The organism is Serratia sp. BNK-33-b (assembly GCF_048684565.1).
Taxonomy (GTDB): domain Bacteria; phylum Pseudomonadota; class Gammaproteobacteria; order Enterobacterales; family Enterobacteriaceae; genus Serratia; species Serratia marcescens.
In genome coordinates this window covers 3,934,346-3,950,372 of sequence record NZ_JBLQTZ010000001.1, presented here as the reverse complement: position 1 = coordinate 3,950,372, position 16,027 = coordinate 3,934,346, and the positions used below count along the sequence as shown (strand labels likewise).

Annotated in this window: 16 protein-coding genes and 1 pseudogene; 8 read left to right on the top strand and 9 right to left on the bottom strand. The window is 59.8% G+C overall.

Annotation, left to right across the window (positions count from 1 at the left end):
• Nucleotides 1-283: 283 nt before the first annotated feature.
• Nucleotides 284-1,086, top strand: a pseudogene (locus ACMGGK_RS19155) (primase-like DNA-binding domain-containing protein); the annotation flags it as partial.
• A 698-nt stretch (nt 1,087-1,784) separates the two neighbouring features.
• On the top strand, nt 1,785-2,003 hold the full coding sequence (locus ACMGGK_RS19150) for a TM2 domain-containing protein (protein WP_015376761.1): 219 nt from the start codon (nt 1,785-1,787) through the stop codon (nt 2,001-2,003).
• 50 nt (nt 2,004-2,053) lie between these two features.
• Here ACMGGK_RS19150 and ACMGGK_RS19145 read toward each other — a convergent pair whose 3' ends face one another.
• On the bottom strand, nt 2,054-2,584 hold the full coding sequence (locus tag ACMGGK_RS19145) for a hypothetical protein (protein WP_420277132.1): 531 nt from the start codon (nt 2,582-2,584) through the stop codon (nt 2,054-2,056).
• A gap of 483 nt (nt 2,585-3,067) precedes the next feature.
• On the opposite strand from ACMGGK_RS19145, the gene ACMGGK_RS19140 reads away from it, so the two are divergent.
• Nucleotides 3,068-4,183, top strand: coding sequence for a hypothetical protein (locus tag ACMGGK_RS19140; RefSeq protein WP_228009794.1), 1,116 nt, complete (start codon nt 3,068-3,070; stop codon nt 4,181-4,183).
• Nucleotides 4,184-4,186: 3 nt separating this feature from the next.
• On the opposite strand, the gene ACMGGK_RS19135 is transcribed toward ACMGGK_RS19140, so the two are convergent.
• From ACMGGK_RS19135 to ACMGGK_RS19115, 5 genes are all read right to left on the bottom strand, one after another.
• Complete coding sequence (locus tag ACMGGK_RS19135; RefSeq protein WP_016928946.1) at nt 4,187-4,891, bottom strand: hypothetical protein; 705 nt, start codon at nt 4,889-4,891, stop codon at nt 4,187-4,189.
• Between the two features lie 16 nt (nt 4,892-4,907).
• Nucleotides 4,908-6,083, bottom strand: a complete 1,176-nt coding sequence (locus ACMGGK_RS19130; RefSeq protein ID WP_206195203.1) for a hypothetical protein — start codon at nt 6,081-6,083, stop codon at nt 4,908-4,910.
• Nucleotides 6,080-7,366, bottom strand: a complete 1,287-nt coding sequence (locus ACMGGK_RS19125) for a hypothetical protein (RefSeq protein WP_151254891.1) — start codon at nt 7,364-7,366, stop codon at nt 6,080-6,082. Before ACMGGK_RS19125 ends, ACMGGK_RS19130 begins: the two co-directional genes overlap by 4 nt.
• Before the next feature lie 53 nt (nt 7,367-7,419).
• Nucleotides 7,420-7,944, bottom strand: coding sequence for a cytochrome b561 (gene cybB, locus ACMGGK_RS19120; protein WP_420277472.1), 525 nt, complete (start codon nt 7,942-7,944; stop codon nt 7,420-7,422).
• A 277-nt stretch (nt 7,945-8,221) separates the two neighbouring features.
• Complete coding sequence (locus ACMGGK_RS19115; RefSeq protein WP_049299715.1) at nt 8,222-9,823, bottom strand: ABC transporter substrate-binding protein; 1,602 nt, start codon at nt 9,821-9,823, stop codon at nt 8,222-8,224.
• Between the two features lie 174 nt (nt 9,824-9,997).
• Here ACMGGK_RS19115 and ACMGGK_RS19110 point away from each other — a divergent pair, with 174 nt between their 5' ends.
• Entirely contained in the window at nt 9,998-10,579 is a 582-nt protein-coding gene (locus ACMGGK_RS19110; RefSeq protein WP_033641194.1) for a flavin reductase family protein, read from the top strand.
• Here the strand turns inward: ACMGGK_RS19110 and ACMGGK_RS19105 are convergent.
• Nucleotides 10,576-10,956, bottom strand: a complete 381-nt coding sequence (locus ACMGGK_RS19105) for a winged helix-turn-helix transcriptional regulator (RefSeq protein ID WP_049299714.1) — start codon at nt 10,954-10,956, stop codon at nt 10,576-10,578. The two genes, ACMGGK_RS19110 and ACMGGK_RS19105, sit on opposite strands and share 4 nt — an antisense overlap.
• Nucleotides 10,957-11,040: 84 nt before the next feature.
• On the opposite strand from ACMGGK_RS19105, the gene ACMGGK_RS19100 reads away from it, so the two are divergent.
• Nucleotides 11,041-11,808 (top strand): NAD(P)H-dependent oxidoreductase, encoded by a 768-nt coding sequence (locus ACMGGK_RS19100; protein WP_049299713.1) that lies wholly within the window; start codon nt 11,041-11,043, stop codon nt 11,806-11,808.
• Here the strand turns inward: ACMGGK_RS19100 and ACMGGK_RS19095 are convergent.
• On the bottom strand, nt 11,805-12,053 hold the full coding sequence (locus ACMGGK_RS19095) for a hypothetical protein (protein ID WP_016928938.1): 249 nt from the start codon (nt 12,051-12,053) through the stop codon (nt 11,805-11,807). The two genes, ACMGGK_RS19100 and ACMGGK_RS19095, sit on opposite strands and share 4 nt — an antisense overlap.
• Before the next feature lie 192 nt (nt 12,054-12,245).
• On the opposite strand from ACMGGK_RS19095, the gene ACMGGK_RS19090 reads away from it, so the two are divergent.
• From ACMGGK_RS19090 to feaR, 3 genes are all read left to right on the top strand, one after another.
• A complete protein-coding gene (locus ACMGGK_RS19090; RefSeq protein ID WP_016928937.1) occupies nt 12,246-12,650 on the top strand; it encodes an Exc2 family lipoprotein in 405 nt (134 codons plus the stop codon).
• Between the two features lie 107 nt (nt 12,651-12,757).
• Nucleotides 12,758-13,399, top strand: coding sequence for a DsbA family protein (locus tag ACMGGK_RS19085; protein WP_049299712.1), 642 nt, complete (start codon nt 12,758-12,760; stop codon nt 13,397-13,399).
• Nucleotides 13,400-13,536: 137 nt separating this feature from the next.
• A complete protein-coding gene (gene feaR, locus ACMGGK_RS19080) occupies nt 13,537-14,436 on the top strand; it encodes a transcriptional regulator FeaR (RefSeq protein WP_143778587.1) in 900 nt (299 codons plus the stop codon).
• 33 nt (nt 14,437-14,469) lie between these two features.
• On the opposite strand, the gene ACMGGK_RS19075 is transcribed toward feaR, so the two are convergent.
• Nucleotides 14,470-15,969: an aldehyde dehydrogenase family protein gene (locus ACMGGK_RS19075; protein ID WP_176063633.1), complete on the bottom strand. Its 1,500-nt coding sequence runs from the start codon at nt 15,967-15,969 to the stop codon at nt 14,470-14,472.
• Nucleotides 15,970-16,027: the final 58 nt, after the last annotated feature.

The window sequence follows — 16,027 nt, the reverse complement described above, 5'->3', positions numbered from 1 at the left end:
ATTGAACAGCGCCATATCTGATTGATAGAAGGCAAAGCAACCAAACGCACCACCGTTGAAATAGTCTGCGTAGTTTTGAACATTAACAATTACGACAAAAACGATACTAGTCAGGCCCTGTCTATAAGACTTTGGCATTAACCGGTGCATTGGTAGGAAAAGGGCTATGCACTAAACATATGGTGCCTGATATATCCCTACTACCACAACTATTGGGCCTGTGAGGCTGCCGCGCTGTGACAGGAGTTGATAGAATCTTAACGTCGTAGGTATCAACAGGATGAGCGTGATGGCGACTATCGCCCGGTGGCTGGCCAGTGCCGTTAATAACCCTGCCGCCACTATCGACAAACTGGAGTCGGCGCGCAAATGTGCCTAGGTCGTCGGTTACTCGCTGATTATCCTGCCCGACCAGGAAAAGTGGAGTGGTGACGAGGCGGGTATCAAGGCCATCACCGGCGGCGATGCGGTCGTCATCGATCCGAAATACCGCGACGCCTACGCGGTCTACATCCCTGCAGTTATACTGGCGGTGAATAACAACCCGATGCAGTTCAGCGAGCGCAGCGGCGGCATCTCGCGCCGCCGGGTGATCCTGACGTTCCCAGAGGCTATCGCCTCTGAAGAGCGTGACCCGCTGCTGCTAGCGAAGATCACCGAAAAGCTGGCGGTCATCGTGCGTCACCTGATGCAACGCTTTGCCAACCCGAACGAGCCCCGCGCACTGCTCCAGGCGCAGCAGATTTCGGCAGAAGCCCTGGAAATCAAACGGCATGCCGATCCGCTTATTGATTTTGTGGTTACCTGACGGTGCTGGGCACCCCGGAAGGGGGGATGATCGGTAATGCCAACATCACCCCGCCGAATCCGCGCCGCTACCTGTACCACGCCTACCTGTCGTTTATGGCCGCAAGAGGCTATCAGCACGTGATGAACCTGACGGCGTTCGGCCAGGCGGTGCCGCAGACGTTGAAAAAGTATGAGCATACGCTGCTGAAACGCCGCACCAAGTAGAGAATACAAACCAACCTGATATTGAGTGAAGAATGTGAAGCGGACTGGCTGCCGAAGTGCGGGGCGGTGTGACGATGAGTGGGTCGATCGGCCGGGCCGATCAATAGGCCATTATTGATCTGCCGAACCCATTGGACGCTCAATCGCCGCGACGCCTATAGTGGCAGTGACCCAAACACACACAGCAACACCAGGGCATCCTATCGTCCGCTGAACGGCCAATATCATAACGACAAGCGCTCCCCAAACCGGCTCAGGCCGGTTTTTTTGTGCCTGCGATTTAGACTGTTCACCCTGTAGGTGAACAGGAGTGTACACCGAGAAGGTAGCTATACACCCATCAATGCATTGAAATAAAAAGATAAAATCAAAAGGTGTATAGGGTGAACAGTTTTCCTATAAATCTTTTTTTAATATGATGAGCACTGGGCGAGTGCTAATTGATTATAATTTATTCTATGTATTGTGCATCATTTTATTATGTATAGATATATGTATAGCTTTCTGTTTTTGTTTATAAAATTAGTTTTAAAACAGTGTGTTGTTTGGTATGTTTCGTTCCTATTATGGCACCACCTCCTCTCCAGACTCACTTTGCTTACCCTTTCGCCGGTTAAACAACCGTTTAATTAATCACTGTTATAATTACCCCTGTTGAGTCTTGATGGGTGAATGTTTTCACCTCAAGCATTGCGATGCGGCGCTCTGCGTAGCGGCATCCGTTTTTTGGACATGCCGGTGGTTCGGTGAGAAGTAAGGAGAAGTGCACTATGAGCAGAAAAGACAAGCTCGCGGCGGCCCTGCTGGCCATCTTCCTGGGTGGGCTGGGTATTCACAAGTTTTACCTGGGGATGAAGTGGTGGGGGCTGTTCTACCTGCTGTTCTGCTGGACGGGGATCCCGGCGATTGTCGGCTTTATCGAAGGCATTATTTATCTGTTCCAGTCGGAAGAGAAGTTCAACCAGAAATACAATCCTGGTCTGATTTAAGGCTTTGCTGGCGGCGCTTCCTGCTAAGGGAAGCGCCGTTTTTCATTCCGTTATTGTTTCTTCATCATCTTGCCGCGCATTTCTTCACTCATCATTTTATTCGAGCTGGAAATTACGCAGTTATATTGCTTGCCTTGGTTAATGATCATAAAGGTGCTGACCGGATTTTTAAAATCCTTGTCGATGGTGAAATAAATATAGGCCTGCGGCAATGCGGCCGGTTTAAAGGCGCCGAAGGCATACACATCCGCCAGGCCCAGCGCGGAGAGATCGACCGTCAGTTCCATGGGCTTCATGGAATCCGGCGATGGGAACATCGATTTGGCCGACATCATCATGGTGCTGCTGTTGATGGTGTAATCGGTTTTAACCTTCATGCCCATATATTTCGATTCCGGCATGGAAAGTTCTTTTTTGCAGGCGGCGTCATGCTGCGGCGCCGGGCTGCCGTTTTCCATCACGGCGTGCACGTGTTCCAGCGTCACTTCTGCGTTGCCGGTGGTAGGTTGCGCATCGGCCGCGTAAGCCGCGCCGCTGAAGGCGACCACAGAGGTAAGGATAATGCCCGTAACGATTTTCATTGTCGATCTCCGGAATGCTAATAATGATATTAATTGCGGTGTGTAGCCTATTGGCCTGATAAAACGCAAAGTGACCCGTTCCGTGGAGATAAAATAGCCTCGGAATTTTTATAATAAATAGCGTGTCACCCACGCGGTGCGCGAGGGTTGTTTAATTATATTGAGAGTCTTTATCTTTTTTTTCAGTCTGTTTACCTGCATATAAAGAGTATGTATAAACATAGTCAATGTTTAGAATATGCACAAATTATTGCGGTTTTTTTCACTTTCATTTTTCTATTTTTAACAGGGTTATAAATATTGCATTGAGAAACAGGGAGTTGTCTTTTCTACGTTAAAATCACGCAGTGAAGCATTATTTATGTAATCTTCATAGTCACAGAAATAACGCTGAAATTATTATCTTTCTATTTAACGGCTAATTATTCATGGCATAGGCTTCAACCCCTTGCGTTTCCTGCGCTAGAATCAGGCGGTTTTCTTGTGGAAAAGGATATCGTCATGGCCGCCTGGGCGCTTTTGATCGTCGGTTGGGTGTTGATTTGGCAGGATCACCCGGTTTGGGGTGTGCTGTGCATCGCGCTGTTTGCCGTGCTGCAATGGGTGAAGTACGCCGCTAAAAGCGAGCAAGAACCCGAAGAGGCGGCAGAGTGGCGCAAGACCGACTGGCATTCGCAGCCGATTGAAATGGCGCACGCCGGCGACAGCGACCGGCAGATTGGCGGCGTGGGGGAACTGGGCATGGGCGGCCCCAGCTTTTGGACGCTGCTGCTGCGCGACGGGGCGATTGTGCATGGCGCCTATGCCGCGCCGCAGGACGTGGACGACGGCAAGCTGCGCCTGATCCCGACCCGCGGCCGCGAGGGGGAGGGGCTGACGGTCTATGAGCCTGCTGCCCGGGTGATGTACGCGCTGCCGGCATTGACCGATCGCGAGCAGGACGCGTTGGCCGCCGGTTCCGCTGAGGCGCTGGCGCGGCTGCGGGCGACGTGTCGGCAGGTGGAGGCCACGCCGTTGCACCTTGTACGCGGTCTGTGGGTGCCGCAGTGGGTAGCGGATCCGGCGGATCGGCTGGAGATCGCCTTACCCAACGGCCGGATGCTGGCGGCGCGCTCGATGTTGCCGGCGGATCTGCGCCAGGCGGACGATCCTGCCGCGCTGCTGCACACGCCGCCTTATGAGCTGCTGCTGGATAACCGGCCGACCGATCGCTTCGTACGCGATCTCGAACGCGTGGCGGGATCCCCGTCGGGTGACGGCTTGAGCGTCGGCGGCTGCCAGTTCCACGGCGAGCATATCGTCGATGGTCTGTATCATCTGTACTTCGCCGGCGAGTGGTTCAGCCTGCTCTCTTACGCGCATAAACCGGCGGGCGGGCGCGGTTCGGACACCACCTTTTTCGTCGAGCGGGTCGAGCCGCAAGACGGCGGGGTTTTTGTGATTGAATGGGATGCTTACAGCGTGGGGCCCGACGGGCGTGAGCCGCGCGTGCCGGCCCCGCCGGTATTGGTTATCGCGGTGAGTTGGCAGGAAACGCCGCTGCAGTTGCCAACGGCCAACAACCGCGTGACCGTGCGCTTGCCCAACGCCACGGCGTAAGGCTTAAGGCAACACCCTGACTTCGCCGTTGTGCAAGGTCAGCACCGCGATTGGGCTGCCGGAGAAGCACTCCTTAAAGATCCAGTCGCTGGGCCGAAACGCCGCCGCAGGCAGGCCGGCTTGCCACTCCTCCCACTGCGGGGCCGGCTTATCCGGCGGTAAAGAGAAAGAGACCAGCCAACCGGCTTCGCAGTGCGCCATTTGACCGGTTGGGCGGGTGAAAGTATGCGCATCTGCCAGCTCCATCACCGGCGGTAAAACCTCGAAGGCGATGATCGGCACGCCGGCCACGCTCTGCGGCTGAGGAAAGCGCACGGCGGTCACGCCGTTCATCGTGATGGGGCTGTCTTCGGTGCCGGGCTGGCGCGGCTCCTGCCGGTTTACCCAGCTGCCTTTTGGCAGGGTGATTTCACCGAACGGTTTTGCCGCCTCGAGCGTCAGGTAACTGCGCCGATTCCAGCGTTCTTCCGCCCGCTGGCTCTTGAGATCCTGAAGGGCAATGTCGATCAGCATCAGCGCGAACGCCACCGGGTAGATCGCCAGCGCCGAGGCTAACAGATAGCCGCCCCAGGAAAGCGGCGGGCGCGGGCGGCCGCAGCGGGCGGCGGCGTATCGCCAGCCCCACCAGGCGAGCAGGATGCCGGCGAGCAGCAGGGCCAATAACAGCGCCAGTAGGCCGGCGGCGCCGGCGCCATAACCTAACAGCATGGCAAGTTCCTTATGTTCACGGCGTGGTGGAGCGATAGCGAACGAAGTAGGGCAGCGCCGGGGTCTCCCCGTCATCGTCATAGTGGCTTTCCGGTTCGATCACGGTTTGGCGCGTGTCGTCGCGCCCGTTGTACCGGTACTCCAACGGCTGTCGGTAGCGCACTTCGGATGAGCGCAGATCGAAAATCAGCGAAAGACGCGCATCGCCGTTATCCGTTTGGGCGACCAGCTTATCGTTGCCCGCCCAGAGCTGATACAGCGATTTATCGCCGGTCTCCAGCAGCACCTTCAACTGCCCGTCGGATTGATAACGCAGAAGCTGATACAGTCCTCTGTCCAGCGTTTGCGCGATCAGGTAGATGCCGCCGTCCGGGGCCTGCGCGCTTTCCTTGACGCGCACCAGCAGCCAATGCAGTTCAGTCACCTCGCCGGTTTTACCGTTAACGGCGATGTGTAACGCGCCGGATCCGAGCACCGGGTTCATCCAGAAATGCACGCGATCGCCATCAACGGCGGTGAAGATCTCGGGTACGGATTTGCGCTTACCGGAGGCGTAAGCCGTCGGTGAGTCCTCCTCGCCGCGCTCAAAGCCCAGCAGTTGCCGCGCGTCCAGCAGCGCCGGCAGATCCAGCGTCTGCCGCCAATGGGCGCCGAAGTCCGGGCTGTAGAATACGCCTTCGGTGCTGATGAGATACAGCGCGCGTTTTCCCGGTTGCGCCACCAGTTTGCCGCCGACAAAGGAAGGCCGGTTGTCGTCGCCCTCCGGCCAGGGGATCAGCGCCCCGATGGTGCCCCGTTGCACATCAACCAGCCTGCGGCCCTTAGAGAGAAAAAGCACGCACTCCTGCTCGCCGCAAACCGCATCATGGATCAAGTCGTCGAGTTCCCCCAGCATCTGTAACCCTTTGGGGCCAGCAAACAGCACCTGGCTGAGGTAGTTGGCCGCCCAGCCGTAAAAGCTATTGTACGCGCGGTCTTCACTTCTTTTGCTGGTGAGCAGCAGGGCGCCGTCCTGCGCCGGGTAGCTGTGGATGAGATCGTAACGGGCTATCGTCGGCAACGCCTGGTCGCCCTGAGTCCATTGCCACTGCTCATAGCGTTGCTCAGGGGCGAGCAAATAGACGCCCAGCGCGCTGGCCAAAAACAGCGTCAGGATAATAAGGGGTCTTTTATAAAGCGCTAACGTCATCATTTCAGCTCCGTCACCTGAGCCTGCCGCCATAAACTGCGGCGCAGATTTCTCAGGTATTTAAACGTTTTAAACGTGCGGTGCTGGTCAAAAGAGTACAGGCGGCAGATCTGGGCGAACCCCTCGATCAACAGCGCCAGGCCGCTGACCATCAGCATCAGCAGCAGAATAATCGGCGGCAATTCGCTGCCGAGACGCTTCAGGGTCCAGGCATCCAGGTGAAAGCCGGCCGGGGTATCGGCGTTATCCACCACCATCATGCCGAGCACAAAACACGCCACGATTGCCCCAAAAATGAAGACAACGCGCGCGCACAGGTTAAGGCCGGCTTCGGTGAAGTAGCGGCTGCCGCCGATGAGATAGGTTTGGCGATCGCGATGATTGATGATCCCACGCACTTTGGGCAACTCGGGAATGACGTCGTTCTCGCAATACAGCACCTGCAGCGGATCGCCTTTGGCGATGAAAAGCGGATGTTGCCGACGAAATACCGGATGCAGTTTGGTATTGGGGACATTGAGCGCGCGGGTCGTCAGCGCGAAGTGCGTCTCCTTCTGACGCCACGCATACGTATCCAAATACTGCACCTGCCGCGGGATCTCATATTGGCAGAGTTCGTAGTTCAGGGCGTTGACCGTCTCGATGCCGGAGGTCTCGACGCCGTCCGGGAGGGGGGGCGCGGTCTGCAGCGGTGCGGTCGCCGGCACAGCGTCTGCCCGGACAGCCCGGTATTTGATGCCGGGGATTTTCAGGCTGAGCGAGCCGGGTGGCGTGACGTCTTGCCCCTGCAGCACGCGATCCAGCGCCCGGAGCAGGCGCCTGCGGCCGCGGTGCCCGATCAGCAGGAGCTCCGAACCGACGAACAGCACTATGCCGATGCCGATAAGGCCGGCGATGATGGCGATAAAGAACAGGACGATGGTCAGCCAGGAATCTTCCCCGTCCATGATGAAAAAGGCCGCCGGGAAACCGCCGGCCAGCACCGCGCCCAGCAGCAGCAGGGCGAAGTATTTCAGCTTGTATTTCAGCGTCCTGTCAGGCTCCAGCCGGCCTTTCGTGCCGTGCAGCAGCCAGTGCAGCCAGTAGCTGCCGTCTTGCAGGCGGTGGGCGCCGATCTTCACCCGATCGCCGGCGGCGAGCCTGGCCAGCAGATTTTCGCTGTCGCTGAAGTCGTCGCGGTAAAAAAAGAACGTCTGGCCGGAGGCGATGATCCTCACCAGATTGTCGGGCGCCGTCTGCTGGCAGGCGCATTGTTCGACGGTCACATTAAAAAATTGGGTTTGCATGTCATTCCCTGTCAGTGGGCGTGGCCCGAAAATTCATCCCTGGCGCCGGGTATTCAGCGTTTTTTCATCAGCGGCAGCATGCGCACCAGCGCATTGTCCTTGACGATATAGTGATGGAACAGCGCGGCGGCGGCATGCAGGCCGATCAGCCAGTAGCCGAATGAGGCCAGCGTTTTATGCCAGCCGATAATCATCCGCGCCTGCGGCCGATCGGCCACGTCGGTGAACGGCATCGACAGGCCGAACAGATACCACTCCTTGCCGCCCAGATAGCGCGAATACACCCCCAGCACCGGCAGCGTCAGCAGCAGCAGATAAATCAGGGTATGCGTCAGGTGCGCCAGGCCGGTTTGCCACTTCGGCGGTTTGGGCGCGATGGCGGGCGAGGGGTGGCGCCAGCGCAGGAACAGGCGGGCGATCATCAGCGCAAACACCGTTACGCCGCAGCTGAAGTGGGTGACAACCAGCGCGTACCAGGGGGCGCTGCCCGGTTCGGCATAGCCGCGCAGCTCGATGGTGACACAGGTGATGACCAGCAGGATCGCCACCAGCCAGTGCAGGCGAATTTGCAACGGCATGTAGGTGTTCTGCACCGGGTTACCTTTTGATGTTAAAGGGTCTGTGTGCCGATGGTAACTAAATGTTACAGGCGAGGAAAGCGCCTGCATGCAGTTTAAGCAAAATGCCAGGGATTACGCCGCTTATTAAGCTATGAATTTAGTGGGTTAAGTGCCTGGCGACAGGGGGGCAGTTAGCATCGTAAGTTGTGAAGTTAATGCGCGATAGGTTCAGAGGCTGGCAGCTTATTAAGCGATGAAGCGGATTACGCCGCAGCCCTCGCTGCGGCGCCTGAGATCAGTTCAATTTGGCCTTGGCGAAATCGCTGCCGTTCACGTCCACCACGTAGCCGCTCAGGTTGCTGCGGGTGGCGTAGAACACTTTGCCGGTGGCCAGCGGCAGCCACGGCGCCTGTTTGGCGAAGATCACCTGCGCCTGTTGATACAGCTTGGCGCGCGCCTGTGGCTGGTTCTCCTGGATCGCCTGCTGGATCAGCCGGTCGTAATCCTTATCGCACCAGCGCGCCACATTGGCGCCGCTCTGCACGCCGGCGCAGCCGAGCAGGGTGGCGAAGTTGTCCGGATCGCCATTGTCCGATACCCAGCCGTACAGCGCGCTCTGTTGCTCGCCTTTGCGCAGCCCGGCCAGATACTGGCCCCACTCCCAGGTGACGATCTTGGCCTTCACGCCCACCTTCGCCCAGTCGCTCTGGATCATCTCGGCGATGCGTTTCGAGTTCGGGTTGTAAGGGCGCTGTACCGGCATCGACCAAATGTCGGTTTCAAAGCCCTGTTCCAGCCCGGCCTGCTTCAGCAGCTCGCGCGCCTTCTGCGGATCGTAGGCGTACTCCGGCAGTGTGTCGTTGTAGCCCAGCATGCCCGGCGGCAGCAGCGAATTGGCCGGCGTGCCGCTGTCTTTGAACACCGCGGCGACGATCGCTTTCTTGTCTACCGCGTAGCTCAGCGCCTGGCGCACCAGCAGGTTGTCGAACGGTTTTTTCTGGGTGTTGAACGCCAGATAGCCGACGTTCAGCCCGGTAATGTCGTGCAGCTGCAGGTTGCCGTCGGCCTTGATGGCGGCGAACTGTTCCGGCAGCGGCGCGGGGATGATCTGGCATTCGTTGGTTTTCAGCTTGGCCAGCCGGGTTTGCGGATCAGGCGTAATCGAGAAGATCAGGTGCTTGCTGGCCACTTCGCCCTGCCAGTAGTGCGGGTTGGCGGTGTAGCGGATCAGCGAATCCTGCTTGTACTGCTGCAGCGCAAACGGCCCGGTGCCGATCGGCCAGTTGTCGACGTATTCCGGCGTGCCCTTTTTCAGCATCGCGTCGGCGTATTCGGCGGACAGGATCGAGGCGAAATCCATCGCCCAGTCGGCGACGAAGGCGGCGTTGGGCTGGCTCAGCGTGAAGCGCACGTGATGCTCGTCCACCGCTTCCACCTTGGTGATCAGCTTATCCAGGCCCATGTCGGTGAAGTATTCATAGTTGCCGCCGGAGACCTTGTGATACGGGTTAGCGGGATCCTTCTGCCGCATCACGGTGAACACCACGTCTTCGGCGTTGAAGTCGCGCGTTGGGGTGAAGTATTTGTTGCTGTTGAATTTCACGCCCTGGCGCAGGGTGAAGGTGTAGGTCTTGCCGTCCGGGCTGACGCTCCACTCGGTGGCCAGCGACGGGGCGGGGGTTTTATCGCTTTCGCGCAGCGTCACCAAGCGGTTGTACAGCACCTGCGAGGTGGCGATAAAGGTTGGCCCGGAGCTGGAGAGCTGCGGGTTGAACGATTCCGGCGAGGCGACGGTGCAGTACACCAGCGCATCGGAAGCGGCCAGCGCGCCGCCCGCCGACAACAGGCCGCAGCCGGCCAGCACCAATCCGGCGATAGGGTGTTTTAAAAACGTCAAGGCAAGATCCTCAGGTGGAGTGGGCCGTTACCGGCGAATTGATCTAACTATAGATAACGGATGGCGAGATCGGGAACAAGCGCCTCATCGGTGCATTCTGTGCGCCCCGCGTTGCTTGCCTTTACGGCGCAGATCTACACTGCTGGGAAAACAGTCACTCGCAAGGATTTCCCGATGAGCCACTTTCGTCCTGTCGCCCTCGAACACGCCAGCCGCCTGCTGAACCACGGCCCGACGGTATTGATCACCAGCCGCAGCCGCGACGGCGCCAAACGCAACGTGATGGCCGCCGCCTGGTCGATGCCGGTGGAGTTCAGCCCGCCGCGCATCGCCATTGTGGTGGACAAAGGGGCACACAGCCGGCAAATGATCGAGGAGAGCGGCGCATTCGGCATTTGCGTGCCGGCGGCCATGTTCATCGACGCCACCTACGCGGTCGGCAGCGTGTCCGGGCTGGATGACGACAAGTTCGCCCGCTTTCACATCGCCGCTGCGCCGAGCGCTACGCTGCAGGTGCCGCTGATCGAACAGGGTTGCGTGGCGTGGCTGGAGTGCCGATTATTGCCGGAAAGCGGCGCGCAGGAAAAATACGACACCTGCTTCGGCGAGGTGTTGAGCGCGGCGGCGGACGAGCGGGTGTTCCAGCAAGGGCGCTGGAACTTCACCGCCGCCAATGCGGATCTGCACACCATTCATCATCTGGGGGCCGGCAACTTCGTGCGCAGCGGCGAGACGCTGCGGGCCAAACCGCTTTAATCGGCTTCGCGCCCGCGGTCGGCATCATAGCGCTCGCGGGCGGCGTCCAGCTCGGGGAAATGGTATTCCGCCCATCGGTCCAGCGCCGTCAGCGTCTCGACCAGCGAGCGGGCGACGGCGCTGAGCCGGTATTCCACATGCGCCTGATTCTTTTCACTGAAATCCAGCCGTTCGAGCAGCCCGTTGCGTTCCAGCTGGCGCAGCGTTTGCGTCAGCACCTTCTGCGAAATGCCGTCGATGCGGCGCAGCAGCTCGCCGTTGCGCATCGGGCGCTGCGCCAGCGCAGGCAGGATCAGCATCACCCACTTGCCGGAAATCAGCGCCAGCGCATCGCGCGCGGAACACTTGCTCGAATAGACGTCGCCGGGATAAGCCATTGGGGGTTACCTTCAGGTGCGTAATTGCCAAGGGGGCGATAAAACCACAGCATAACAGCACCACCTTACAACGGGAGACACAGGATGAACGTGCTGATTGTGCTGGCTCACCCCGAGCCGCATTCTTTCAATGCCCATTTGGCCGAACAGGCGCGGCAGGCCTGGCTGGCGCAGGGGCATCAGGTGAAAACGGTCGATCTGTATCAGGAGGGGTTTGATCCGCGCGAGGGCGCCGGCCACTACCCCAGCAGAAAGCAGGCGGACAGGTTCGATGCGATGCAGGAACAGCGCCATCACTGGACGATCCAGGCGCTGCCGGTGGAGATCCGGCGGCATATTGAGCTGCTGCGCTGGGCGGATACGCTGGTGCTGCAGTTCCCTTTCTGGTGGTTCGGCGCGCCGGCTATCATCAAGGGCTGGATGGATCGGGTGTTCGTTTACGGCGGGATCTACGACAGCCGCCACCGCCATGAGAACGGCGTAATGCGCGGCAAACGGGCGCTGCTGACCGTCACCGCCGGCGCTTCCGCACAGGCCTGCGCGCCGAATGGGCGCGACGGCGACATGCGGCTGATGCTGTGGCCAATCATGCATGCGCTGCACTATATCGGCTTTAGCGTGCTGGAGCCGTTCCTGGTCTATGGCGTGCGCGGCGGGTTGGCGGGTGAAGCTCTGCAGGCGCAAAACGCCGCGTTGGCGCAGGTGACACAGGCGTACCGGGACGGTTTGAACGCGTTTTCCGCCTGGCCGGCGGTGCCGTTCAACCGCAATGAAGATTTTGACGCCGATCTGGCGCTGAAGCCCGGCGCGCCGGTGTACAGCCCGTTCGTGCGGCACTGCGATCCGGCTTAGAACCCGGCCTTCAGCAGTTCCTCGCGCAAATCGTCGATAATCGCCGGTTCGATGTCGGGGAACTGCTGCTGAATATCGGCGATGGCTTCGGCTACGCTGGGGCCGGCGAAAGTGCCGGAGAAGGGCACCAGCGGCAGATTCGCGTCGCTGTCCGGCAGTTCACCGCGGATGGTGCCGGTGATCATGCCCGCTTTTTTTTCCGCCGTGAGGTCGTACTCCCCCACGTTTTTGTCGATCGGTTTCATTGGCCGCCTCGCTGCCGGTGAGTGTTTACCCTGTCTGTTAAAGCATAGTGTTTCAGGCAATGAATACCAATAAATGTATATAATATTAATATAAAACAAAGTGATGCGCGATTTGTCGTTTGACGTTCACCGGGGGCCGGCGCTATGCTCGTGGCGCTAAAGGAACCTTCCTCACTGACAGGGACAGACGACATGAAAAGACTGAAAAGCGCGGCGCTGTTGTTGCCGCTGTTGGCGCTCAGCGCCTGCACTCATCACCTCAGCAGCGCCGAGCAGCATGCCAAACACTACGTTTATCAAACCCGCGACGACTTCGATCCGCAATTCCGCACCGATGTGAACGGCAGCATTAAAAACGCCGTGCCGATGTTCGAACAGTTCTACCAGCAGGGGAAAAAGGATCGCGCGGCGGGCGTGGCGCGCAGCGAGGCGCAGAAAAAGGCCGATTACCTGGCCAGCGCGGAGTTCCAGCAGAACATGGAACACAAAACCATTTTCATCAATCGCGCCTACAGCAGCGCCGACAATCCTAAGCGCCGCCAGGTGCTCTCGCAGGAAGCGGTGGGTGCCTATTGGGACGGCTACGAAGGACGCTGACTTAATCCCTCACAAATAGAAGGTAATAAAAACTGGTCTTCTGGCGGTTATTTGATTATAAAAACCGCCGCTAAGGACGATGTTCATAGATGAAACCAGGAGTGTTTATGTTGGCAAAAGTTAAGCGTTCGTTCGCCGCCGCCGTCGTATTGATGTTGGCGCTGCCCGCGGTTCAGGCCGCGGATTACCGTGCGGGCGAGCAATATACCCGGCTGGATAAGCCGGTGGCCGCCGCGCCGGCGGTGGTGGAGTTCTTCTCCTTCTACTGCGGCCCTTGCTATCAGTTCGCCGAAACCTACCGCGTAGGCGGCACCGTGGCGCAGGCGCTGCCCGCCGGTGAGAAAGTCACCAAATATCACGTCAGCCTGATGGGCAAACTGGGCAATGCGCTGACCGAAGCCTGGGCGGTGGCGACGGTGCTGGGCGTGGAAGACAAGATTGAAGGCGCGATGTTCGACGCGGTGCAGAAACAGCGCGCCGTCAACGGCGCCGACGATATTCAGCGGGTGTTTACGGCGGCCGGCATCGATGCCGCCACCTATGAAAACGCGCGCCACAGCCTGCTGGTCAAAGGATTGATCGCCAAGCAGAACGAAGCGGTGAAAGCGTTCGACGTGCGCGGTACTCCGTCGTTCTACGTGGCCGGCAAATACAAGATAGACAATGCCGGCATGGCCAGCACCAGCGTTGAAGGCTACGCCAAAGAGTACGCGGCGGTGGTGCGCTATCTGTTGGATACGCAGCCTTAAGGCGATGCCTCCCGGCGCCCGATGATCTGTGATCGCGGCGCCAAATCCCCCGCTCGCCATTGATTGTGTGTTAACGGATTGTTATGGTGTTTTTCTGTTCAACGGCGCAGCACCGCTGCTGTTTGAAGGGAGAGATCATGACGGCATTGGCAACGCTCCGGGACGTCGGCTTCGAAGAGTGGCTGGGGAAAATCAACACCGCCTGCGGCCGATTCTGCGCGAAAACGTTGGGGCCCGGCTTCAGCGGGGCGATGCAGGAGTTTCGCGCCCATGCCCTGCGCCTGAGCGTGGTCGACGTGTCTCAGGCCCGGCTGTACCGCACGCCGCGTGAGATCGCCCGCAGCGACGGCGCGCACTTTTTCACCGTCATCCAGCTGCGCGGCAGCGCGTTGATGGAGCAGGGCGATCGCCAAACGCTGCTCTCTCCCGGCGACATGACGCTGATCGATGCCTCACGGCCCAGCAGCTTCACCTTCCAGCGCGATTCGCGCCAAATCTCCCTGTTGTTGCCGCGCGGCTGCCTGCCGCTGCCGCCGCCCTGCGCCCAGCGTCTGGGGGCCGAGCTCAGCGCGGTGCGCCTTAGCCGCCAGCTGGTGCTGAGCAGCATGCAGGATCCTCAGCTCGCCGCGGCGGAAAGCGAGGCGGTGCTGAATGCGCTGGCGGCGCTGCTGCGCCCGGCGTTGGCGCTCGAACAGGCGCGCCCAGAGGGACAACAATCGGTCTTCGACAAGGCGCTGGCGTTGATCGACAGGCATATTCAGTCGGCGCAGCTGCGCCCTGAGTGGGTGGCGGCCGAGTTGGGGGTGTCGTTACGCAGCCTGTATCGGCTGTTCGCCCGTCAGGGGCTGGTGGTGGCGCAGTACATCAGGAACCGCAGGCTGGATCTGTGCGCGCAGGCGCTGCGCAGCGCCGCCGGGCAGGAAAAGCTGGCCGGGATCGGCCTCGACTGGGGCTTCGCCGATCACAGCCATTTCTCGACTGCTTTCAAGCAGCGTTTCGGCATGTCGCCGAGCGAATACCGTCGGCAGTATCAGTAAGTCAGGGCGCGGGCCAGGCCCGCGCCGCTTCACTCAATAGCGGATGCAGACCGATTTCGACTCGGTGTAGGCATCCAGCCAATCCGGGCCGAAATCGCGGCCGCTGCCCGACTGTTTGAACCCGCCGAACGGCATGTTCGGGTCGATCAGCGTATGGGTGTTGACCCACACGGTGCCGGCCTGAATGCGCGGCGTCAGCGCCATCGCCTGCTGCAGGCTGGTGGTCCACAGGCTGGCGGTCAGCCCGAAGTCGGTGTCATTGGCCTTGCTCAGCGCCTCTTCGGCGCTCGCCACACGGATCAGGTTGACCACCGGGCCGAACACTTCCTCGCGCGTCAGGTTCAGCCGATCGTCCGGGTTGATCACCAGCGTCGGCGGAATGTAGAAGCCGTTGGCGTCCGGCCCGGCCGCGCCGCCGATAAGCTCGGCGTTTTTCGCCCGGGCGTCGTCCAGGTAGGCCGCCACCTTGTTGCGGTGCGCGAGCGACACCAGCGGGTTGATTTGCGCGCCGGTATCCATCCCCGGCCCGACCGACAGCGATTTCACCGCCTGTTCGAATCCGGCTACCAGCCGATCATAAATCGGCGCTTCGATATAGATTCGCGAGCTGGCGGCACACACCTGCCCCTGGTTGAGGAAGCTGCCGAGCATCAGGCCTTCGATCACCTGCTGCGGATCGGCATCTTTCAGCACGATGGCCGGGTTTTTGCCGCCCAGCTCCAGCGTCACGCGGGTCAGGCGATCCGCCGCCGCGCGCGCGATGCTTTTGCCCACCGGCGTGGAGCCGGTAAAGCTGACTTTGGCGATCAGCGGATGTTCGGTCAGCACCTTGCCGCACACGGTGCCGCGGCCGGTGACCACGTTGAACGCGCCCGGCGGTACGCCGGCTTCGCTCGCCAGTTCGGCGATGCGCAGCAGGGTGAGCGGGGTGGTTTCCGACGGCTTGATGACGATGGAGCAACCCGCGGCCAGCGCCGGCATCACTTTCCACATGCCGATCATCAGCGGGAAGTTCCAGGGCACGATGCCGGCGACCACGCCGATCGGCTCTTTGCGGGTATAAACCTGATATTTGGCGCCCGGCGGCATCGGAATGGAGACGTCCAGCGTCTGGCCGGTGATTTTGGTCGCCAGCCCGGCGGTGTAACGCATCCAGTTCAGGGTGCTGCCGACTTCGAAAGCGCGGGCGATGTTGATGGATTTGCCCTGCTCCAGGGTTTCGAGCTGCGCCAGCTCTTCGGCGTGCTGCTCCACCAGATCGGCGAAGCGCAGCAGGATGCGTTCGCGCTCTACCGGCAGACGCTGCGCCCAGACGCCTTCGCTGAAGGCTTTGTGGGCGGACTGCACCGCCAGCGCGACGTCGTGTTCGTTGGCGTCGGCGGTGGTGGCGATCTGCTGCCCATTGGCGGGGTTATACACCGCCAGGCGGCCTTCCGCGGCGGACGCGCGCCACTGGCCGTCGATATACAGCCCATGCTGACGATCGAGAAAACGCGACACGCTATCCAGCACGGCTACGGTATTGTCAGACATACATCCTCCGATCAGGCTCATCAGGTTATCGTTAACCCTGAGAGTCTAGATCAGCGGT

Bases quoted from the DNA above. Each gene is read 5' to 3' on its own strand.
- ACMGGK_RS19150 (WP_015376761.1), top strand. From the start codon at position 1,785: ATGAGCAGAAAAGACAAGCTCGCGGCGGCCCTGCTGGCCATCTTCCTG.
- ACMGGK_RS19135 (WP_016928946.1), bottom strand. From the start codon at position 4,891: ATGCTGTTAGGTTATGGCGCCGGCGCCGCCGGCCTACTGGCGCTGTTA.
- ACMGGK_RS19110 (WP_033641194.1), top strand. From the start codon at position 9,998: ATGAGCCACTTTCGTCCTGTCGCCCTCGAACACGCCAGCCGCCTGCTG.
- ACMGGK_RS19125 (WP_151254891.1), bottom strand. From the start codon at position 7,366: ATGCAAACCCAATTTTTTAATGTGACCGTCGAACAATGCGCCTGCCAG.
- ACMGGK_RS19075 (WP_176063633.1), bottom strand. From the start codon at position 15,969: ATGTCTGACAATACCGTAGCCGTGCTGGATAGCGTGTCGCGTTTTCTC.
- feaR (WP_143778587.1), top strand. From the start codon at position 13,537: ATGACGGCATTGGCAACGCTCCGGGACGTCGGCTTCGAAGAGTGGCTG.
- ACMGGK_RS19095 (WP_016928938.1), bottom strand. From the start codon at position 12,053: ATGAAACCGATCGACAAAAACGTGGGGGAGTACGACCTCACGGCGGAA.
- ACMGGK_RS19090 (WP_016928937.1), top strand. From the start codon at position 12,246: ATGAAAAGACTGAAAAGCGCGGCGCTGTTGTTGCCGCTGTTGGCGCTC.
- ACMGGK_RS19105 (WP_049299714.1), bottom strand. From the start codon at position 10,956: ATGGCTTATCCCGGCGACGTCTATTCGAGCAAGTGTTCCGCGCGCGAT.
- ACMGGK_RS19145 (WP_420277132.1), bottom strand. From the start codon at position 2,584: ATGAAAATCGTTACGGGCATTATCCTTACCTCTGTGGTCGCCTTCAGC.
- cybB (WP_420277472.1), bottom strand. From the start codon at position 7,944: ATGCCGTTGCAAATTCGCCTGCACTGGCTGGTGGCGATCCTGCTGGTC.
- ACMGGK_RS19130 (WP_206195203.1), bottom strand. From the start codon at position 6,083: ATGATGACGTTAGCGCTTTATAAAAGACCCCTTATTATCCTGACGCTG.
- ACMGGK_RS19085 (WP_049299712.1), top strand. From the start codon at position 12,758: ATGTTGGCAAAAGTTAAGCGTTCGTTCGCCGCCGCCGTCGTATTGATG.
- ACMGGK_RS19100 (WP_049299713.1), top strand. From the start codon at position 11,041: ATGAACGTGCTGATTGTGCTGGCTCACCCCGAGCCGCATTCTTTCAAT.